General features: G+C 48.2%; 21 protein-coding genes. 5 read left to right on the forward strand and 16 right to left on the reverse strand.

The genetic code is table 11. The features are described 5' to 3' along the window. From hgcA to Q7V48_07485, 6 genes are all read right to left on the reverse strand, one after another. The coding region (hgcA, locus tag Q7V48_07460; protein ID MDO9210569.1) for a mercury methylation corrinoid protein HgcA at positions 1 to 715 on the reverse strand (715 nt) is incomplete at its 3' end. A 185-nt stretch (positions 716 to 900) separates the two neighbouring features. Further along, positions 901 to 1,590 carry a PIG-L deacetylase family protein gene (locus Q7V48_07465; protein ID MDO9210570.1) on the reverse strand — a complete coding sequence of 230 codons (690 nt, stop codon included), beginning with the start codon at positions 1,588 to 1,590 and terminating at the stop codon, positions 901 to 903. 125 nt (positions 1,591 to 1,715) lie between these two features. Beyond that, entirely contained in the window at positions 1,716 to 2,393 is a 678-nt protein-coding gene (locus Q7V48_07470) for a DUF1847 domain-containing protein (protein ID MDO9210571.1), read from the reverse strand. 29 nt (positions 2,394 to 2,422) lie between these two features. Continuing rightward, complete coding sequence (locus Q7V48_07475) at positions 2,423 to 3,619, reverse strand: N-acetylmuramoyl-L-alanine amidase (protein ID MDO9210572.1); 1,197 nt, start codon at positions 3,617 to 3,619, stop codon at positions 2,423 to 2,425. After that, complete coding sequence (locus tag Q7V48_07480) at positions 3,616 to 4,485, reverse strand: divergent polysaccharide deacetylase family protein (GenBank protein ID MDO9210573.1); 870 nt, start codon at positions 4,483 to 4,485, stop codon at positions 3,616 to 3,618. Before Q7V48_07480 ends, Q7V48_07475 begins: the two co-directional genes overlap by 4 nt. A 165-nt stretch (positions 4,486 to 4,650) precedes the next feature. Continuing rightward, positions 4,651 to 6,483 (reverse strand): aldehyde ferredoxin oxidoreductase family protein, encoded by a 1,833-nt coding sequence (locus Q7V48_07485; GenBank protein ID MDO9210574.1) that lies wholly within the window; start codon positions 6,481 to 6,483, stop codon positions 4,651 to 4,653. 112 nt (positions 6,484 to 6,595) lie between these two features. Between Q7V48_07485 and Q7V48_07490 the strand changes: the two genes are divergently transcribed. Beyond that, positions 6,596 to 6,757 (forward strand): hypothetical protein, encoded by a 162-nt coding sequence (locus Q7V48_07490; GenBank protein ID MDO9210575.1) that lies wholly within the window; start codon positions 6,596 to 6,598, stop codon positions 6,755 to 6,757. Between the two features lie 58 nt (positions 6,758 to 6,815). Here the strand turns inward: Q7V48_07490 and Q7V48_07495 are convergent, their stop codons facing one another. The 9 genes from Q7V48_07495 to Q7V48_07535 all read right to left on the reverse strand — a co-directional run bounded on the left by Q7V48_07495 (position 6,816) and on the right by Q7V48_07535 (position 13,346). Next, the gene (locus tag Q7V48_07495; protein ID MDO9210576.1) at positions 6,816 to 7,139 is read right to left on the reverse strand and encodes a hypothetical protein; all 324 of its coding nucleotides are present in this window, start codon (positions 7,137 to 7,139) and stop codon (positions 6,816 to 6,818) included. Positions 7,140 to 7,292: 153 nt separating this feature from the next. Further along, positions 7,293 to 8,066, reverse strand: coding sequence for a nucleotidyltransferase domain-containing protein (locus Q7V48_07500; GenBank protein MDO9210577.1), 774 nt, complete (start codon positions 8,064 to 8,066; stop codon positions 7,293 to 7,295). Between the two features lie 195 nt (positions 8,067 to 8,261). Next, positions 8,262 to 8,510 carry a DUF6364 family protein gene (locus Q7V48_07505; protein ID MDO9210578.1) on the reverse strand — a complete coding sequence of 83 codons (249 nt, stop codon included), beginning with the start codon at positions 8,508 to 8,510 and terminating at the stop codon, positions 8,262 to 8,264. Between the two features lie 234 nt (positions 8,511 to 8,744). Continuing rightward, positions 8,745 to 9,680: a 2-hydroxy-3-oxopropionate reductase gene (locus tag Q7V48_07510; protein ID MDO9210579.1), complete on the reverse strand. Its 936-nt coding sequence runs from the start codon at positions 9,678 to 9,680 to the stop codon at positions 8,745 to 8,747. 304 nt (positions 9,681 to 9,984) lie between these two features. Further along, positions 9,985 to 10,164 carry a hypothetical protein gene (locus Q7V48_07515; GenBank protein ID MDO9210580.1) on the reverse strand — a complete coding sequence of 60 codons (180 nt, stop codon included), beginning with the start codon at positions 10,162 to 10,164 and terminating at the stop codon, positions 9,985 to 9,987. A 30-nt stretch (positions 10,165 to 10,194) separates the two neighbouring features. Beyond that, entirely contained in the window at positions 10,195 to 10,803 is a 609-nt protein-coding gene (locus Q7V48_07520; protein ID MDO9210581.1) for a DUF429 domain-containing protein, read from the reverse strand. A gap of 80 nt (positions 10,804 to 10,883) precedes the next feature. Beyond that, the gene (locus tag Q7V48_07525) at positions 10,884 to 11,303 is read right to left on the reverse strand and encodes a secondary thiamine-phosphate synthase enzyme YjbQ (GenBank protein MDO9210582.1); all 420 of its coding nucleotides are present in this window, start codon (positions 11,301 to 11,303) and stop codon (positions 10,884 to 10,886) included. A 437-nt stretch (positions 11,304 to 11,740) separates the two neighbouring features. Continuing rightward, positions 11,741 to 12,130 (reverse strand): nucleotidyltransferase domain-containing protein, encoded by a 390-nt coding sequence (locus Q7V48_07530; protein ID MDO9210583.1) that lies wholly within the window; start codon positions 12,128 to 12,130, stop codon positions 11,741 to 11,743. A 346-nt stretch (positions 12,131 to 12,476) separates the two neighbouring features. Then, positions 12,477 to 13,346 (reverse strand): hypothetical protein, encoded by an 870-nt coding sequence (locus tag Q7V48_07535; protein ID MDO9210584.1) that lies wholly within the window; start codon positions 13,344 to 13,346, stop codon positions 12,477 to 12,479. 679 nt (positions 13,347 to 14,025) lie between these two features. Here Q7V48_07535 and Q7V48_07540 point away from each other — a divergent pair. Together Q7V48_07540 and Q7V48_07545 are read left to right on the forward strand one after the other, a co-directional pair. After that, a complete protein-coding gene (locus Q7V48_07540; protein ID MDO9210585.1) occupies positions 14,026 to 14,481 on the forward strand; it encodes a hypothetical protein in 456 nt (151 codons plus the stop codon). Positions 14,482 to 14,866: 385 nt separating this feature from the next. Then, positions 14,867 to 15,403 (forward strand): hypothetical protein, encoded by a 537-nt coding sequence (locus tag Q7V48_07545; protein MDO9210586.1) that lies wholly within the window; start codon positions 14,867 to 14,869, stop codon positions 15,401 to 15,403. A 330-nt stretch (positions 15,404 to 15,733) separates the two neighbouring features. On the opposite strand, the gene Q7V48_07550 is transcribed toward Q7V48_07545, so the two are convergent. Beyond that, the gene (locus Q7V48_07550; protein MDO9210587.1) at positions 15,734 to 16,621 is read right to left on the reverse strand and encodes a tetratricopeptide repeat protein; all 888 of its coding nucleotides are present in this window, start codon (positions 16,619 to 16,621) and stop codon (positions 15,734 to 15,736) included. Between the two features lie 214 nt (positions 16,622 to 16,835). Here Q7V48_07550 and Q7V48_07555 point away from each other — a divergent pair, with 214 nt between their 5' ends. Continuing rightward, a complete protein-coding gene (locus Q7V48_07555) occupies positions 16,836 to 17,300 on the forward strand; it encodes a hypothetical protein (protein ID MDO9210588.1) in 465 nt (154 codons plus the stop codon). Between the two features lie 81 nt (positions 17,301 to 17,381). Next, positions 17,382 to 17,708, forward strand: coding sequence for a hypothetical protein (locus tag Q7V48_07560; GenBank protein MDO9210589.1), 327 nt, complete (start codon positions 17,382 to 17,384; stop codon positions 17,706 to 17,708). Positions 17,709 to 17,723 lie beyond the last annotated feature (15 nt).

A 17,723-nucleotide genomic window follows, 5' to 3' on the forward strand; every position in this document is an offset into this window, starting at 1 on the left:
CCTTCAGACCGCCGAGGATAAAAAGCGCGGGCAAAACAAAAGCTGCTATCTTGAAAGTAGCCACCAGTTCAATGGGAACCAAAACTGCTCTTTCCCGTAAAGGAAAATTTTTGCGGCGCATCTCCGGTGTGGCCTGGAGGCCGTCATCAAGGAAAGCAGGCAGGTCTACGGCGCGGATGGGTCCGTAGATAATTCTGAAGCCAGAAAATTTTTTCACCAGATGGGCCGCAACCCCCGGGCCAGCCAATTGGGGCAGGATCAAATCGCGGTGATTTATTATGCGTTCCAGTCCGCTAGAGCGGATTCTTGCAACCAGCTCTTCCGTCCCGAAGGTTCCCTTACCCGCGGCGCACCAAACGTTGACCCCCTTGGTATCCAGAACCAGAATCCAGGCATTTCGGCCCGGGAGAGCCTGCCGCAGCCGGTCAAAACTCATCTTGTAGTTGGCCGTTACCAGAACCGGGGCAGAATGATCGGGATGACCCAAGGCATATAGGCCTGGCTCAACGGTGTAATGCATGCGCTTAACTCCCCAGCGGACCTTGTAGCTTCCCCATCGATCCTCCCCTTTCAAGGCGGAAGAAACCTGGGGAACTTTACCCATGGGAGTCTCCACCGAGCCCACAACAAAGGGCTGATCCAGGCTGGGTAGGCTCAACTGAGCCGGGAGGCTTGAGGGTCAGCAGGTTTCCCCTGCGGGAGCCATGGGCAACATTGCGATCATCCCGGAATTATGTTTTTCCAATTCTTCTTGGTTCATAATATCCTCAATTTTCAATTGCAGATTGCAGATTGTAGATATCAGATTTTAAGGGCGGGCAGTGGTCAGAATTTCTGAATCTGGACATCTGTCTCCCAGCTTCTCATTCCAATCTTCAATCTAAAATCTGCATTCTGAAATCAGCCTAAAACCAGCCTTTTAAAAGATTCGGCAAACTTTAACCCTTGAGAAGCTCCGGCATTCTCCGCCCTTTTGCGCAGCCATTCTTCCCATTTAACCCACTGGCTCACTTGACTCTGATGTTGCCCCAGGGCTTTCATCTTCTTATCCAAAGTCGTCCCGATATCCACCCAGAAATCAGGCTGATCCGAAGCAAAGAGCAGGACTCTACGAACTCGGCACGGCTTCAGACCTTGGTCGATCTGGTCTGGAAAATAGAGTCGATCCCGGGCAGAAATCATCGCATCCAGCGCTAAAGTTCCACAGGCTCGGTGGTCGGGGTGTAATTGATAGCGCATCCAGGGATCGTGAGTCACCAGAACTTCTGGTTGATATTCCCGGATGATGCGGGTCAACATCCTGCGCTTTTCCATGGTCACTTCCAACTCTCCATCTCCGTTTTCCAAGAAGAGAACTTTTCCCACTCCCAGTATATCAGCCGCCCGAAGTTGCTCTCCCCGCCGCAGACTTGCCAGCGCTTCTCGGGTCATTGCCGGGTCTTGGGTCCCTTTATCACCCTTCGTCAAAACCACATAGGTCACTTTTATACCCGCCTCGATCCAGAAGGCGATGGTTCCAGCGCACTGCACTTCGGCATCGTCGGGATGGGCGAATATAATCATAGCCTTATCAAAATGTAAATCTTTCACAAGCCTCCCTTCACTTTTTCGTAAATTTTTTAACCGCAGAGCACGCTGAAAACGCAGAGAGAAACATAATCAAGATTCGTATTTTACCTCTGCGCACTCTGCGATCTCTGCGGTGAATATTTTTCTTACGGATTCATCAGGCGCTGGAAATATCCCTTGGCCCCGTAAAGGGCGGCTACGGGATTGTGTCCTAAAACCCGGTCTTTAGCTACTAAAACGGTGGTCAACGCTTTGGCATTTTTTAGGAAAAGAGCATCATGGCCAACGCAGAGCCCCACGAGGATATTAAAATCCGTCCCGGCTTCATTCATAATTTCTGCCTGGGTGATAGGGTTGCACATGGTCTCATAAGTTCCCACCCTCACTTTTTGATCATCCCGGAGACCCAGGAATTCTTTGGGCACTCCGCCTACTTTACAGCAGACGGAAATGACCTCAAATCCATGTTTTTCCAAGATGCGTACGAAGGTATTTCCTTCGGAAAACAGGCCGGCGCAAAAAGCCACACCCAATTTCCGAAAGTCCATTTTTTGGGCGAATTCAATGATTTCCTCCACGCGTGTTTTCGTCGGCCTCAGCACAAATGGCTTCTCCTCCCTGCGTACGTAACATTCGGCCTCTTGCAGGGAAGCGGCTTTGGCAAAACGCATGGTTTTCTGATCTTGGTATTTTTTCAAAGCCCCTTGCAGTTCTTTTTCCTTGGTTTTCGTTGGACAAAATCGGGGCCCGGTTCCTTCCTTGGACCGGCAAAGTTTTACTTCAACGTTGCACAAGGCGCATTCCGGCTTTATTTCCTTACTCATGGCTCTCTCCTTTTATTCTCTCCTGTTCATTACCCCGTGTCTCTGGCCAGATCCCCTCTGGGAACTTCTTCCCTTACCGCCAGCAAGGGAATAAACTTCTTCACTGCGTTAAATATCGCCCGGATCAAATCAGCCTGGAAACTCTCTTTCCGGAGAAACCTTTCTTCAACCGGATGGGTGATGTAGGCCGTCTCTACCAGGATCGACGGGAAGTTCGGGGCTTTAAGAACCGCGAAACCTGCTTGGCGAGGCTGGATAAATTGAATTTGGTTGATGCGGCCCAGCTCGCTGAGCATCAAACCTCCCAAGTGGAGGCTTTCGTTGATGTTATGGGTCAGTTCTAAATCCAGCAAAATCGAATCCAGGTCTTTTTTCTCCGGGGTCAGAGAGATTCCCCCCATCAGGTCTGAAGCGTTCTCCTTCTGGGCCAGCAGTTGGGTTGCTTGATCGCTGGCTCCTTTAAGCGACAGACAATAGACCGAAGTGCCGCGGGTATGGCGCTTTGGACTTCCGTTCGCGTGCAAGCTGATGAGGAGATCCGCGCCATACTCCCGGGCGATTTTAATCCGTTCATCCAGAGGAACGAAATAATCCCCTCGTCGGGTCAGAAAGGCCTTTATTCCTGCGCTCTCGTCAAGAGTTTTTTGTAACCTCCTGGCTAAAGCAAGAACTACGTCTTTTTCCTTAGTTCCCCGGGGACCGATCGCTCCCGGGTCTTCGCCGCCATGCCCGGGGTCGAGAACGATAATCCTCTTCTTTTTGGCTTTCAACTCCTCGCTGACTTTTCTTTCTGTTTTTTCCTTTTCTTCCAAGTCGGGCCGGAGGATGTCAATAACCAGACGGTGGGGTTTGTCCTGGTAAGGTTTCAGGCTGAAAATTTTCCATCGCGCCGGTTTGACCAAAAACAAGGTTACTTCCGCCTGGTCTTTCCCCTTGGGATGCACCATCATTTTCTGGATCACCGGATCTTTGACGGGAATTTCCTGCTTCCCTTTCTGGAGAAAAATCCCCTGCAGGTTCAGGACCAGGGTCAGCGGATTCTCTGACGCAGGGATATCATAAGTAGGTGGGCCATTCAGATCGATAACCACTCGGGTATGATCAGGGGCAGACCAAAGGCGGATCTCTAACAGCCGATAAGTCGCTATCGCTTCCCTTGCCAGCGTTGTACTTAGGATTAAAAAGATACTCAGAAAAAAGATGGGGAGGAAACCCCTTTTTTTCATCCCACAACCTCAGACGCGAAAACGAGCCTGATTCCTTCCTTTTCGATCTCTGATATCATCTCTTTAATGGCTCGGGCGGTCAATGGATGGGGATGACCAATGGCCACGGCCCTCCCCTCTTGCTTTGCTTTTCTCATGGCCAAACGAATGGCGTTCTTGATGGCCTCTATTTTTTTCTCCCGGTCGATAAATTGGTCATTGCGCCTAGAGGCAACGCCTGCTTTTCGGGCCATCTCCGGACCCAATGTCTGGAAGCTGGTGTTACTGTCGATGAAATAAAGGCCTTCCTTTTTCAAAACCTGCATCAGGGCTTCCATCACCTGTGGGTCTTCGGTGGCTTTAGATCCCATATGGTTGTTGATTCCCCGCACATGGGGAACCTGCTTCAGGGCATCTTCCAAAATCTTCTGTACCCGTTTCGAGTCCATCCCTGTCCGTACCGTGTTTTTTTCCAAAGAATACTGCTCTCCATTTTTTGGCTCCATGGGCAGGTGGAGCATGACCTCAGATCCATCCCGGTAAGCCAGGAGTGCGGCCTCCCGGGCATGTGGTGTAAACGGTAGAATGGCATAAGTTATCGGCTTTCCGATTCCCAGCATTTCCTTAAAATTTTCCATATTGTAACCGCCATCGTCTATGATTAAGGCCAGTTGTGGTGACGATCGAAAACCGGCCCCCTCTTCCGGGATTTTCTCCTTAGGGATGGAGATGCGGACCACCTGGCGGCCAGGCTTTTTCCCCGGTGATGCTGTCTTAAGTATATAAAAAAAAGCAAGGGAAAGGGCAAGAAAGACCGGAATAAGAATGAAAGTTACTCTTCGACCGTTGTTTTTTTTGCGCTTCCCTTTTTTCTTCGACCGACCCATCTCAAGACCATTTTACCCGACCTCTATTTTTTTCTCAATCAAATTGACCCCCAATAGAAAAAGGGCGGACTTTTTTTAGAAAGACCGCCCCCCTTGATCAAAAAATAAAGTTTTTAATACAAACGCATTTAATCTTCTGACATTCTTCCCCCTCACCCTGCATTTCTAAAGGCCAAGCTCTTGCAATTTTTCTGGGAGGGGAATCCCCTCTTCGCTCCATCCCCTGAATTTGTAATAATCGCTGAGCATCTCCCCCAGTGGAGGAAGGCTGGGAGTGAGGCCTTCGCCTTCATGCTTCAGAGTAAGAAAACGAGGAGGCAGCGTATCATCCTTGCGGCTGATGCCACAACGCACGTTGTAGAGCCTCTTAAGATTGAAGATCCTCTCCCCTGTCTTTAAAAACTCCGCCATGTCCATCGGAATTCCAGTAACCATGTTGTACCAGGAAAGGATCGGCGTAAGTTTGAGTCCTCCAAACATGGTAAACTTGCAGAGCTTCAGGGCATCGAACAGGCCCATTACGTTTTGGGTCTTGGCCGCTAACTCCCCTTTGCCTTTCACTTCAAGCCTGGGCAAAGGTTTTTCGATTCCAATTTCAGGCATGGAAAGAACGCGTTCGAAGACATGGCTGAACCCCAGATGACAGGCACCCCTGTTGATGGTGGCATAGCTCACCGCCCCGGCATTGTAGCATCTGGGATCATGGCCGGGGATTTCCAGACCTTTTACATGGAGGGAGAATTCCACGGCGTTCCTGCCGATCTTTTCGGCGGCGATTCTCACTCCCTCACCCAAAAGATTGCCCAGGCCTTCCCGCTTGCCGATTTTCTCCACCATCTTCACCAATACATCGCCCCGCCCCCAAAGGAGTTCCAACTCGCCGGTATCCTTTTTGGTAATCAACCCTTTTTCGTACGCCTCCATGGCAAAGGCAATGGCCGCTCCGCAGGAGATGGTGTCGATCCCATAGCGATTGCATAGCTCGTTGGCCTTGGCGATTGCTTCCAAGTCATCCACCAGGCAAAGACTGCCCAAGAGGGCGACGGTTTCGTATTCGGGCCCTCCGCCTTCCACCCCGGCATACGGACCTTTGTCGATCTTCACCCTCCTTCCGCAGCCGATGACGCATCTTTCGCAGTGATAAATTCCTGTGAGAATCTTTTCGGTCATGGCAGGCCCGGCGATTTTTACCGCTCCCTGTTCCCAGCGTCCCTGAAATTTCCAATTCTGCAGCGGGAGGCTCCCCAACGCTTCAAACGTAGCCACCCCGCCGGCGGTTCCATTCTTGCGCATTCCCTCGGCATTCTTGGCCACCATGGGGCTGATTTCCTTCAGCGAGGCTTTCAGGCCTTCGGGATCGGCGATGGCAATCTCTTGGCTGCCATGGACCACGATGGCTTTGAGGTTCTTGGAGCCCATAACTGCGCCGGTTCCTCCGCGCCCAGCGGCCCGCCCCTCTCGGCCGTCGTTCATGATGCTGGCGAACCTGACCCCTTTTTCTCCGCCCTGTCCAATGGAAGCAACCACGGCCTCATCTCGAGTTTCTTTCCTGAGGAGCGGATCCAATTCATAGGTATCTTTCCCCCAAAGGCGGGAGGCATCCCGGATCTCGGCCTTCCCATCCGCGACCCAGATGTAAACCGGCTTGGCGGATTTTCCAGTAATCACGACCCCATCGAAACCCGCCCTTTTGAGGGATGGCCCCCACGTACCTCCGGAGTCTGATTCCGCAAAAATTCCGGTTAGAGGAGACTTGGTGACCACGGCGTGCCGGCCGGAGGTGATTACCGGCGTGGCCGCAAAAGGTCCGGTCATGAAGATGAGTCGATTCTCCGGCCCGAGGGGGTCGGTCTCCGGCCCCGTTTCATCATACAAAATTTTGGCGGCCAGCCCGCTCCCGCCGATAAATTTTTGGGCCAGGGTTTCATCCAGCGCTTCCGTTTCCACACGTCTTTTGCTCAAGTCCACCCGCAGAATTTTTGCCGTATATCCTTTCATTTTGCCGTTCCTCCTTTCTGTTCTTTAAAACAGGCCAAAGCTTTGGGATATGCAACACTTAGGAATTCTTCTACCAGTTTACTGAAAAATTGAAAAAGGTAAAGGGGATTTTATGGGCAAAGGATGTTTGAGACTACCCCTGCAGGAAGTCCAGGATCAGTCTTGCAAGCTTCTCTGCCTCGGCCTCCACCACGGTACCGCCTGCGGTGTGCTCTACTGTGGCCAGCCGGCTGCTGGGTACAAGCTTCACCAGCTTCTCCCCCTGGCGGCCTAAGTGCTCCTCTTGAGGTGTGGCCACTTCTATTGTAAAGCGGGTAGAATCCTTGGACTGGCTATTTTCTTGTCGCCGTAAAAGCTGAATCGTCTCCGAGGTGGAAATAGATCCTTCCCGTCATCTTTGTGCCTTCGACCTGGGCCCATCCTCGACCAGAGACGGGGTCCCCCTCATCTGCACCTTCAAATGAGAATTCGAGTCGCTCAGCTCCCTTAGCTAACTCAACTTTGCAGTCTACGCCCGCCTCCACGGCGCCGAATTGAAACGAACCCGTCCCGTTGCTTTTGATCATAAAGTGCCCTTGAGCAACGAGATCAATGTATTCCTTGTCCCATAGCTCCATTTCTTTAATCCACCATTTGCCGATGTACTTCTTTTTCATTCCTATTTTACCTTGTTATATAAGTACGAACACTTCCCCATCCCCACCCCATGTTTTTGGCCGCAGGTGCATGCGGATGCGGCGTCGCCCTGCATTTCCATTTTCACTACTTTACGCTCTGCAAAACGGTTTAGGCGCACGCCCTGAATGACATTACGACCGCCATACTTCTCCAAGACTCTTCCTGAAGAGTTCATCAAGTTTATTGGCGGAAGCCGCCGGGCGTGTATGATTCACTATCTCATTCTTCCCCCAGCGTTCAAGTTCCTGCTCAATAAACTCGCTGATTGGTTTAATTCTCGGCGCCCGCTCTAATTCTGCCCCAGCCCGTTTCGCTGAAAGCAGCCGATCAATTTCTACTCTCAACTTCGGATCGGTCACGAGTTTATCGACCAAAACATTGAAATCAGTTGGGACAACACCCAATCCCTTTTCAATCCAATTCATCGCCAAAATGGGGCGTAAGACATAGAAGTATTTCTTGACCCATACCTCTCCGCCTTTCAAATAGTCTCGGAAGTTGCCGCGTGCCATGTGCAGATAGTGATACAAGCAGGCGGTTGGAGAGTAATACACTGGCGTTAGTTCCCGCATCTCAGCAGCGATGGAATATTTCTCAAGATAAACGATGGGCGAGCCAAGCCACTCCAAGAGCGGGGGATTTGACTTGCGGAAGAGCCCCAAGGCTTTCTTCAAATCCCATCCATTGATATCCAGTCCTTCACTGGCCAGGCGCTCGATAACGTCCCGCTTTTCGTCAATGGACAGGTAGCACTCTACTGGTTGGACGTACAGGAAACGTACGTCATAATCGCTATCAGCGGATGGAAACCCCCAGGCCCGGCTGCCCGACTCGCAGGCGTAAGCTATCCTGACGTTTTCCATAACTTCAATCTCGCTGAGATGAGAACGTATGCTTTCTTTCACGCTTTCAAACTACCGACTCGCCTGCTTTTCTTATTCGGGTCTTTTCCTTTTCGTTCTTTTTCGGGTCGGACTGAGCAATCATGAAGATCTTTTAATTGGAAAGCTTTCAATATGCAGATTGCTTAGAAAAAAGGATTTTTTATGGTAAGGGTCCCTAACTTGAACTCGTGTTGAATATCTTCTGAAAGAAGAAGATTACAGTCTGCAACCATATCGCTCATGGAGCTGATCCCGCGTCCACTTCCTTTTGCCCATATCCCGGCTGAGACTCTTGAAACAGGCCTGTAATTCTCTCACCGTGCGTTCTCTCACGGGCAGGTCGCTTGCGGCTATAGATTTCAGGTATCCCCTAACCATCTCCGTTAAAGTGGTGTTTTTATCGACCGCGACCTTCCGGACCTTTTTGATCGTTTCCTCGTCGACGTTAAGAGTAATATTGGGCATGGTTGGGTTTCCTCCGCCCTTATTAAGTTTCACCCTTATTATTTCAATTTTGGACAAGGAAATCAACTATTTTCTATCAGCCTTTTCGGCCTATTCTCCGTTTGTCCTCCGTCGGGTATTCATGTTTTTAGCAAATCGCACTGCGCAGAAGGTGTTCGTGCAGAACGGTTTTAAGTTTGAATAAATTTGAATTTTAGCCAAAGCAATTTCGGAAAGAACGTACCATCTGCCGTTCTATTGACTAACGGTATGATTGGCCAGCTTTTCCAGGGCGAAGACCAGGGCCGAGTGGTCCAGGTCGATCCCTCCCTGGGCGGCCACGGCGTTGAAGAGCTCCTGGGCCGTGGCGGTGTTGGGCAAGCTCAACCCCATGGAACGGGCCGCCTGCAAGGCCAGGTTCAGGTCTTTTTGATGAAGGCGGATGCGAAAGCCAGGGTTGAAGGTGCGTTTGATCATCCGCTCCCCATGCAAATCCAGGATGCGGCTCTGGGCAAATCCCCCCAGCAGCGCAGACCTGACCTTAACGGGATCGGCACCGGCCTTGGAGGCAAACAGGAGCGCTTCGGCCACGGCCTCAATGGTAAGGGCGACGACGATCTGGTTGGCCACTTTGCAGGTCTGACCATCCCCATTGCCGCCGATATGGACGATGTTCTTCCCCATGAGCTCGAAGTAGGGCTTGATTTTTTCGAAGACCCCGGGGTCGCCTCCCACCATGATGGAAAGGGCGGCATTTTCAGCGCCCACCTGGCCGCCGGATACAGGGGCGTCGAGCATCTGCACGCCCATGGCCGCCAATCTCTTGGCAAATTCCTTCGTGACGATGGGGGAGATGGAACTCATGTCCACCACAATGGAACCGGCCTTTAGTCCTTCCGCCAAGCCGCCTTTCCCGAAGAGCACGGCCTCTACATCCGGCGTGTCCGGAACCATGATGATAATGATGCCGGTTTTTTCCGCTACCTCTTTGCCGCTTTTGCAGGCCACCGCACCTTTGGCCGCAAGCTCCTGAACCGCCGCGGCGTTAACGTCATAAACCAAGACCTTGTGGCCGGCCTTGACCAGATGGCCCGCCATCGGTTTGCCCATGATTCCCACCCCAATAAATCCAAGATCTGCCATGATTTTTATCCTCCCTTTTGATCGTTTCCTCGCCCACGTTAAAAGCAATTTTAGGCGCGGTTGGGCTTCCTCCGCCCTTATTAAGTTTCGCTCCTATTATTTCAATCTTGGGCAACGGAAGCAACTAATTTCGTATCAATTTAGCGTTTTGAAAAGACACGCTAAATATCATTGAAAAGTGAAAAAGGCCAATTGGAAAATGGAATTTTTTCTGTAAAACCCTAAACATTTTGAAATTTTCAATTTAATATTTGCATTTTGCATTGCAGTTTAGCCAAATCTTTCTAAGGGCTAAAATGTTACCTGATTTCTACCAGCCCTTTCGGCCTATTCTCCGCGCTGCCTCCTTCGACTATTCATACTCGTGGCAGATGCCCGACGCGACAACCCGCACCAGGACTTCATCATCCCGCGGATCTTCCAGCTCGAGGGATTCGATCTTCAAGGGGCCACCTTTCTGGCGCAGGACGGCCGCCTGAATGCTGTGCACTTTAACCCCGGAATAAATCTCAATCGAGCTTGGTCTCACCATTCAACACTTCCATCCATCCTTTGCAGAGCGTCACTTTCTCGGCAGGATCATCAACCCTTCTTCCGGATCTCCAATAGCTATCGTATTTCCTACCAAGTCTTCTCTGGCGATTATGGCGCAAGTCAAGGCGTCGAGCTCATCTTTAGTGACCCCGGGACTTAGCCAGTTTCCTTTCAGCTTGAATCGCTTCAATCCTTGTTTCAAACCTTGAAGATCTTTCTGGCGGGGAATCCCCCAAATGTCCTGGGCAGCTCCCGGGTAGGTTTCGAAGACTCGCAGTCCCATTTTTTCAAGCTTCTCCTTTAAGGCCAGCCCCCGAAGGGTGAGCTGACGCATCGGTCCCAGGGTGATGGGAAAAAATTTGATTTTCATTCGCCGTAATTCCAGGTCACAAATCCGGAAATGGACTCGCCCGGCACATTGGCAATCATCTCTCAGGCAGCATCTTCCTTTGGGAAGGGATAGAGGGGCGTCGATGGCTACCGCTCGAACGTCTTCCCCGATGGCCTTAAGAATTTCATCATCGGTATGAACCACTGAGACCCTGGCTTGGTTTCCCTCCAGGAAACACATTCCCGTGGGTCTTTTTTCGCTCCCTGCGAGATCAATGCCTACAACTTTTATATGATGCCTGCCCATCCGAGGCCTCTTTCTGAGGAATTTATTCCCGCCATTTATCCGTCATGCGAGCAGAAAACTCCGCCTCCCTATGGGAACCTTCATTCACCGATGATCTTCACTAACACTCGCTTGCGCCGTCCTCCGTCAAATTCCCCATAAAAAATCTGCTCCCAGGGACCGAAATCCGGTTTCCCTCCGGTCACCGCGACCACAACTTCCCTCCCCATGATCTGCCTTTTCAGATGGGCGTCCCCGTTGTCCTCCCCCGTTCGGTTGTGCAGATATTGCGAGACCGGCTCATGGGGGGCCAATTTCTCGAGCCATTTCTCGTAATCCTGGTGGAGGCCGGATTCATCATCGTTGATAAAAACCGAGGCCGTGATATGCATGGCATTCGCCAGGATCATCCCTTCCTTTATCCCGCTTTCCTGCAAACACGCTTCAACCTGGGGGGTTATATTTACAAACGCCCTTCGCCCGGCAATATTGAACCACAGTTCTTTGCGATAACTTTTCATCCTTCCTCCTTATCCAAGGACCTCTGCTCGAAGCCGATCTTCTAAAGTCAGCTGAGATCCCGAGTATACATCAAGATACATATTTTTCAGCCGCGTTTCCACAAAAACTATTCTTTGTGCTTTTCTTGATTAAGGATGCAAGGGGGGCCGAACCAGGGCCAAAGGTCACCCAAATTAACATTGAGGTTCTGGGGGCATTCCTGTTTTCTAAGCTCTAAAGGGATTTAATTGTTTTGCGAGCAGGCCAAAAGGTATGGAATCAATGAACTATGTCCACCGAGAGTCCTTTTCGACCTATTCTCCGTCTGGCCTCCATCGGGTATTCATGTTTGTGGCAGATCGCTCTGAGTGGCAGGTGTTCGTGCAGAGCAGTTTTTTGTTTGAATCAATTTGTAGTTTCCGCAGCAACGAAGGAAAAGGGACTTTTTAAGAAGCCATCAAGGTCGATTGTTCCGTAAAAGGTTAGGTTTAGTGGAGAGTGGACGCTCGGGGGAAAGATCGGGATGAGGATAGAGGGTGATCCCTTTCTCCAGGATTTCGCGCACTAACCCCTTTTTCTCTTTCATTTGTTGGGGGGTCAATCCAATGGGTTCGATCGGTTCACCAAATTCATGATGCGCCTTGCTTAACACTTCCTGCCGCTCGAAAATATCCATTTTATTGAAAGTGGGTGAAACGATAATGATATCGATATCGCTGTATTCTTTGGGTCTCCCTCCGGCATACGATCCATAAAGGATTATCTTCGACACTTCGATGCCTAGTTCTTCCAGTTTCGTCTGATATTTTGAAATTATTTTTTTAATCTGGGGTCTCTTTTTAACCATTTCAAAAATTCTTTCGTTTTCTCCAAATAAACCTCAACCCTCACCATAATATAAAAAAATCCCCCCCTGTCTATATTTTCCGCTTCAGTCAATAAATCGGGGAATTATGACTTTCCAAGAGGAGACCCTTATCAATTCCAAAGAATAAATCCCTACGGAGCGTTCTTCGTGGGGTGGATCCGGGAGAGAGAAATCTCAAGAAAGAGGATGGGCACTTGCCGAGTTACTATAATAACGGAGTTATCGGAGCTACGTCCCGCGTTTTCGCACATAACATACAGCCCTCATCACGCTGGCTTTTCATTTTTTGGATGGAGAGGGACGGAAGAATTGCTCAAGAATCAAATCATTTTTTTGCTTTTTTCTCGCAATCTGGACAACGAGGATAAATTGCCAATGCCAAAGAATTTCGTGAGTCAAAGGGTTTTCCACATTCAAAACAAACGCCCGTTGTAGGCTCAGACAGAACACCTACTCCAGTTGACCCTCGCCCAATTTCGATAATTCCGCCGACAGAGATTCCTGGATATCCTGAAATTCCTGATGTTCCAAATGCCCTATTGCTTGTAGCAAATAACTGATATTTAATTTTCCTAAGTTCTTCCTCTTTAATGTCAATTTCTTTCTTTAACTTCGCGGTTTCCTCTATTTTCTGGTTTTTAGCTTCGGCAAGTGTTTCTTTCAACGTATTAACTTCTCCGATAAGCTTGTCCCCCTCCTCGCGAAGATTGCTTATGACTCCAATCTGGGTCCTTATATCTGCTTCCGGAACTATATCGGTCCAATTCTCAATCGAGCTGATGGCCTCTTCCCCTTGAATTCTACAACGGCCAATTATTTCCTCTAAATAGGTTTTTATGACTTCAGGACTTTGTCCCATCTTCGATTGTTCATCTTGGCTACGGAAAAGATACTCACAAACTCTCTTTTCTAACGACAATATGTTGCTCAAAAGAAGCTTCAAGCTTCTCACTGCTGTTTTGCCACGTGTTACAATCACCTTTTCTTCCGTTATCTCGTTCCATTTGCCTTTTAAAATTGCTCCGAGGATTCCTGATATCAAAGTAATGATAATAGTCAGAGCGGCGATTACCACAGGGTCTTGCTGTGATTTTAAAAATATTCCAAGTAGGATTGTAAGGACCAAGAATATAAGGACCAGCGGATCACAGATTATGGTAAGGAAAGATGCCCACCTCTCCTTTAGCGGTCGCATAGAATTCTCCTTTCCTCATTCGGCTTTTGTCTTTATATTACCACATTTCCTAAAACAAAAAAGCCCCATTGCTGGGGCTTAGGATGGGGGATTACGGGAGCAGACTCCGCTGCCTGCCGGTGCGGGATTGCTGTTGAAACCAATGGCCCGTTTCGGCAGAATGCAGTTAGTGAGTGGACTCCGGGACGTTCGTGCAGAACGTGCATTGGAATCGTTTAGCACATTCTGCAAGAACGGCCCCAAAACACATATACCGTTACCCCTGGGCTTTAACAGTATTTTTGATTATTTTGATCAACGTCCCCTTCCTCCATTTCGCGGCTTTACGCCAAGTCTGTCATTTTCTCCGTTTAGGTCGGTTTTTATCGGGAAAGCTCCGACAATAACTCCTTACAAAGTTTCCGGCCTTGGTTTTAGCTTTATGTAATGGCTGGGCAAGCTATGCTCTTAATACGAGACACTTTACGGCGTAATAGTGGCCTGTAATGAAAGGGTGTTGAAACCTGTTGGCCGACGCGGTAGAATGCGCGTATATTCTCCAAAGGCTTACCGGGAAGCGAGGGAGGGTAAGAGGGGGTTATGGTAGTGAATTCTCTTTGAAGTGCATAATTGATGTGTCTTATCTTATGAAAAAGTTTAAATTTCGTCTCAAAATCTTCAAGAAAGGGAGGGTCACAATATGAATAACCAGAATGAGGAGTATATTCTTCGGAAACTGCAAAGCATAATAGTTGACGGAGTGAGCAAGATTCGGGAGACTGGGAAAAAAATAATTTCATCCTTGGTTCAACATGTCACCCAAAAGCACCCACAATACCTGACAATCAAGGATCAGAAAGACCTCCAGGTAACCTTGGAGTTCTTTGGCATCCCGGTGCTGGTCAAAGCCGAAATCCTTCTCGACCCATCTTTTCAAGACCCTACTGTGGCACTTCCAGGAGGAAATATCAGCGCATACCTGTTGCCAGAAAAAGAAGACGATGAACGAACAAAACTCTTTTCTTTCAATTTCGACGAGCTTGGGAATGTCAAGACAACTTTACAAGCTTATACCTTACATGCGTATACCTTTCCTATTTATTTTGTCAAGACCTTGATTGACGAACTACTCAAGAAAAGAATATCGATTTCCTAAGATTCAAAGCTATCGTTAAAATCTGCATTTTCCCAAAATAAATAAAGCCCCTTTGCAGGGACTTATGAAATAAGTAGGCTTCGAAATTATCCAGGGCTCATCACCCTGCGCTTTTGTTTTTGCGGGCGGGTTATGCGGCGGGCGCCGGATTGCTTTTGTATCGGCCCCTTAAACGACTGACAGGCTCCATGAAAAGGTGTAGATTTAATCCCGTAACCCTCGAATGAAAACCCACTTCTACAACAGATCTGCGTTTAAGTATATACCAGTCCCGTTACCACAGTGTTTTATTGACTTGGACGATAAATTTGATGCAACTTTCAATGACCATAGTGTGGCTCTCCAACATCCATCGGTCAAGTTAGCCGAAAACATCTGTCGAAGGATGGCGGATATCGAACTCTACGCTTGCTCTATCTCTGAGCTGCATAATGCTAAAGACATTTGGAAAGCTTCCATCATTATAGGTTCCCTTCTTGTCAGTTATTTTGGCGCATGTAAATCTTTTCTTGATGCGATCGCGATAACACTTAATAGCCTCTACAATCTGGCTCTGACGAATAGGGAACAAGATTTTGGAAAGCCAAAATTCTGGAGGGTCTTACAGAACCAAGCTGGAACTGTCTATTCCCGCTACGAGATGCTTCGGCCTGTTTTCAATGACATCATTCGCTGGCGTGAAGCTGCTGTCCACCGCGTTACGCCCTTAGTAATGGTACATACGCCAATTGATCCTCCTAACGCACGGCGGGATCAGATGGAGTTGAAGATGGTTTCACGTCCAGAACCTGATTTCGGACAGATGATTAAGTCACCCGAGGATATTGGGTGGATCGGCCTATTAGATCTTTACACTCAGTGGCATTCGGTGTTTATTACACTTTGCAATAACATTTGTAATGATATCCGAGACAGGACATAGCATTTCAATGAACCCACCCTAAGGATTACTCCGACCACTGCTAAAGCTTGCCGTTACACAATGCTGCTAATCGAATTCTTCAGTAATCTGAAGTTTTCTAAACTGTTAAGTAGGTGTAGTCGTCAATCTGCAAAAGCGAGCCCTCAGCAACCTGGCTTTTATTTTTGCGGGCGGGTTATGCGGCGGTGGTGGAAGTTAGGGGCGGGAGATTGAGGTCAGAAGTTGGATACCCTCTAAAAGAGGGTGACCGCTTAAACGGATGGAGAAAAAAGTTTTAAATTGAATATCGCTCAAACAAAATTTTGCGAGGTCAAATAATACAACCGCTGGTTACCAATCAATCCCCTGACCCCTCAAAAAATTTTTCGCTCCATTATGCCCTAACCGGGCTGCGATTTTAAATTCTTCGACTGACTGCCGGTAGTTCCCAAGTTTGTTGTGGGCAACTCCACGGTTATAATAGGACGATGCTAATTTAGGGTCGAGATCGATAGCCCTGTCGAAATCGCTGATTGCCTGCCGGTAGTTGCCAAGATTCCCGTAGGCAAGTCCACGGTTATTATAAGCCCTTGCATCATATTTAGGGTCGAGCTCGATAGCCCTGGTAAATGCCCCTATAGCTTCTTGGATCCTCCCAGCGATCCCCAAGGCCTTTCCTTTCTCAACCCAATCGGTGGCACTTAAACTATTTACCGCTTTTTTGTATTGGTCCTGTTCTGTTTTCCCTGCTTTCGTTATCTCCAGTTCCCTTTTTAGTTTTTCAACTTCCCTTAATGCCTCATCCGCTTTTTTTCTCGTCTCCTCCAGCTCTTTTGTTTCTTGACGGTCTTGACGCAATTTATTTATCGAATTAGCGACGTCCTTTGGATCTGCCGTAATCTTTGCTTTAAAGAAATATGTTTTGCCATCCCACTTTTCATCTACGATTTCAGCCGCGACTATTCCAGCGGTGAGGATAACAATCTGGTCTTTTGTAAGCTGGAAATTTTTAACCTCAGTTTCGCTTTCGAGGTAAATCCCCAATTTTTCTAAAAGCAGTCGCTTAACCTGTTCAAGAGCAAGAGCTCTGCATGAAACCTTACTATCATATTCACTTGCCTGATAGGTGTATTCCTCTACAAAGACCTTTGTTTCCGCAAAAGCCAAATTTGCTACAGATAGAATGAAGACCGTTATAAGGAAGAGGGTAAACTTGTTAATACAAATCTTAATCCCCATTGTATCACCCCCTCTTTCAGGTTATTGGATTCCTTTGTTGATCTTATTACCACATTTCCCAAAACAAGAAAAGCCCTATTTCTGGGGCTTAGTGTTAGAGGATTATGCGGCGGGTTCCAGATTGCTGGGTTCCAGATTGCTGTTGAAACCCATTGCGGATTTCAGTAGAATGCGGGCAGGGTGTACCTATATACCTTAGAGAGGAAGCCAATCCATGGTTAATTTATTTAAGAAGAAGGTAACGGCGAATGATATGGCTTCAACGCTATTACGGCTCGCCATGGAAACGAACAGTATTCAAAAAGACATAAGTGAGATGTGCGCAAAAAGTCAGGGCAATCTGGAAATCTTTATGGATGAGTGTATCTTCTTACAAATATTCGCTGTCGATTATGCGGCTGCTGCGATCCTCGGAATGCAGTCTCCGGAGAAGGCTGCCCTCCTTGATTGTTACTATATCCACATATCTCTAATTTCCAACAAGATGGATTCGTTGGATAAGACTCCGGGTGATTCTTTTCTTACCCATGTCATGCATCGCCTTATGGTTTACGGTAAGGCTGTAACCACTCCTCATCCCAATGGGCCAACCTGGACTGTCGGTAAGGAATTTGCGCGTCTATGCGAAAAAGAATCAGATCTGGATGTAGTGATGTTCGGCTTTTTTTTTCGTCATTGAAGTGGGCAAGCGATACGCTAAAAGCATATCGGATCAAGACATAGGCATTTTTAAAATTCTTAAAGAAAGGGGGAAGGGAAAATGGAGACAAGCCCGCGTCCATTGTCGATCAACCAAGAAGAAATGATTAAAGGGAAATTGCGTGAAAAACTTCTTGAAATTAGAATAGAACTGGGTTTTGTGTCAAGAGCGTATCCAGATCCAAAATTCCCAGTGCCAGAGTATAAAGTGGAAGCTTCTTTATGGGAACCCGAGGTAGTCAAAAAAGAAGTGGATAAATTTAATGAACTTAAATCAAATGTCAAAGCTTGGTTGCCATTAGGAAATATAGATGAGGATGCTGTGAAAAAAGTGATAGAAGAATTTATTAAGTCCGAAATAGAGACAAAATCGACATCAATGGCGTAATAGGTGTCGCAGTGT

It is taken from the genome of Deltaproteobacteria bacterium, assembly GCA_030654105.1.
Taxonomy (GTDB): domain Bacteria; phylum Desulfobacterota; class SM23-61; order SM23-61; family SM23-61; genus JAHJQK01.

Coding starts and splice junctions, on each gene's coding strand:
- Q7V48_07470 (MDO9210571.1), bottom strand. CDS start 2,393: ATGAGTAAGGAAATAAAGCCGGAATGCGCCTTGTGCAACGTTGAAGTA.
- Q7V48_07475 (MDO9210572.1), bottom strand. CDS start 3,619: ATGAAAAAAAGGGGTTTCCTCCCCATCTTTTTTCTGAGTATCTTTTTA.
- Q7V48_07480 (MDO9210573.1), bottom strand. CDS start 4,485: ATGGGTCGGTCGAAGAAAAAAGGGAAGCGCAAAAAAAACAACGGTCGA.
- Q7V48_07485 (MDO9210574.1), bottom strand. CDS start 6,483: ATGAAAGGATATACGGCAAAAATTCTGCGGGTGGACTTGAGCAAAAGA.
- Q7V48_07490 (MDO9210575.1), top strand. CDS start 6,596: ATGGGCAAAGGATGTTTGAGACTACCCCTGCAGGAAGTCCAGGATCAG.
- Q7V48_07495 (MDO9210576.1), bottom strand. CDS start 7,139: ATGAAAAAGAAGTACATCGGCAAATGGTGGATTAAAGAAATGGAGCTA.
- Q7V48_07505 (MDO9210578.1), bottom strand. CDS start 8,510: ATGCCCAATATTACTCTTAACGTCGACGAGGAAACGATCAAAAAGGTC.
- Q7V48_07515 (MDO9210580.1), bottom strand. CDS start 10,164: ATGGTGAGACCAAGCTCGATTGAGATTTATTCCGGGGTTAAAGTGCAC.
- Q7V48_07520 (MDO9210581.1), bottom strand. CDS start 10,803: ATGGGCAGGCATCATATAAAAGTTGTAGGCATTGATCTCGCAGGGAGC.
- Q7V48_07525 (MDO9210582.1), bottom strand. CDS start 11,303: ATGAAAAGTTATCGCAAAGAACTGTGGTTCAATATTGCCGGGCGAAGG.
- Q7V48_07530 (MDO9210583.1), bottom strand. CDS start 12,130: ATGGTTAAAAAGAGACCCCAGATTAAAAAAATAATTTCAAAATATCAG.
- Q7V48_07535 (MDO9210584.1), bottom strand. CDS start 13,346: ATGCGACCGCTAAAGGAGAGGTGGGCATCTTTCCTTACCATAATCTGT.
- Q7V48_07540 (MDO9210585.1), top strand. CDS start 14,026: ATGAATAACCAGAATGAGGAGTATATTCTTCGGAAACTGCAAAGCATA.
- Q7V48_07545 (MDO9210586.1), top strand. CDS start 14,867: ATGGCGGATATCGAACTCTACGCTTGCTCTATCTCTGAGCTGCATAAT.
- Q7V48_07550 (MDO9210587.1), bottom strand. CDS start 16,621: ATGGGGATTAAGATTTGTATTAACAAGTTTACCCTCTTCCTTATAACG.
- Q7V48_07555 (MDO9210588.1), top strand. CDS start 16,836: ATGGTTAATTTATTTAAGAAGAAGGTAACGGCGAATGATATGGCTTCA.
- Q7V48_07560 (MDO9210589.1), top strand. CDS start 17,382: ATGGAGACAAGCCCGCGTCCATTGTCGATCAACCAAGAAGAAATGATT.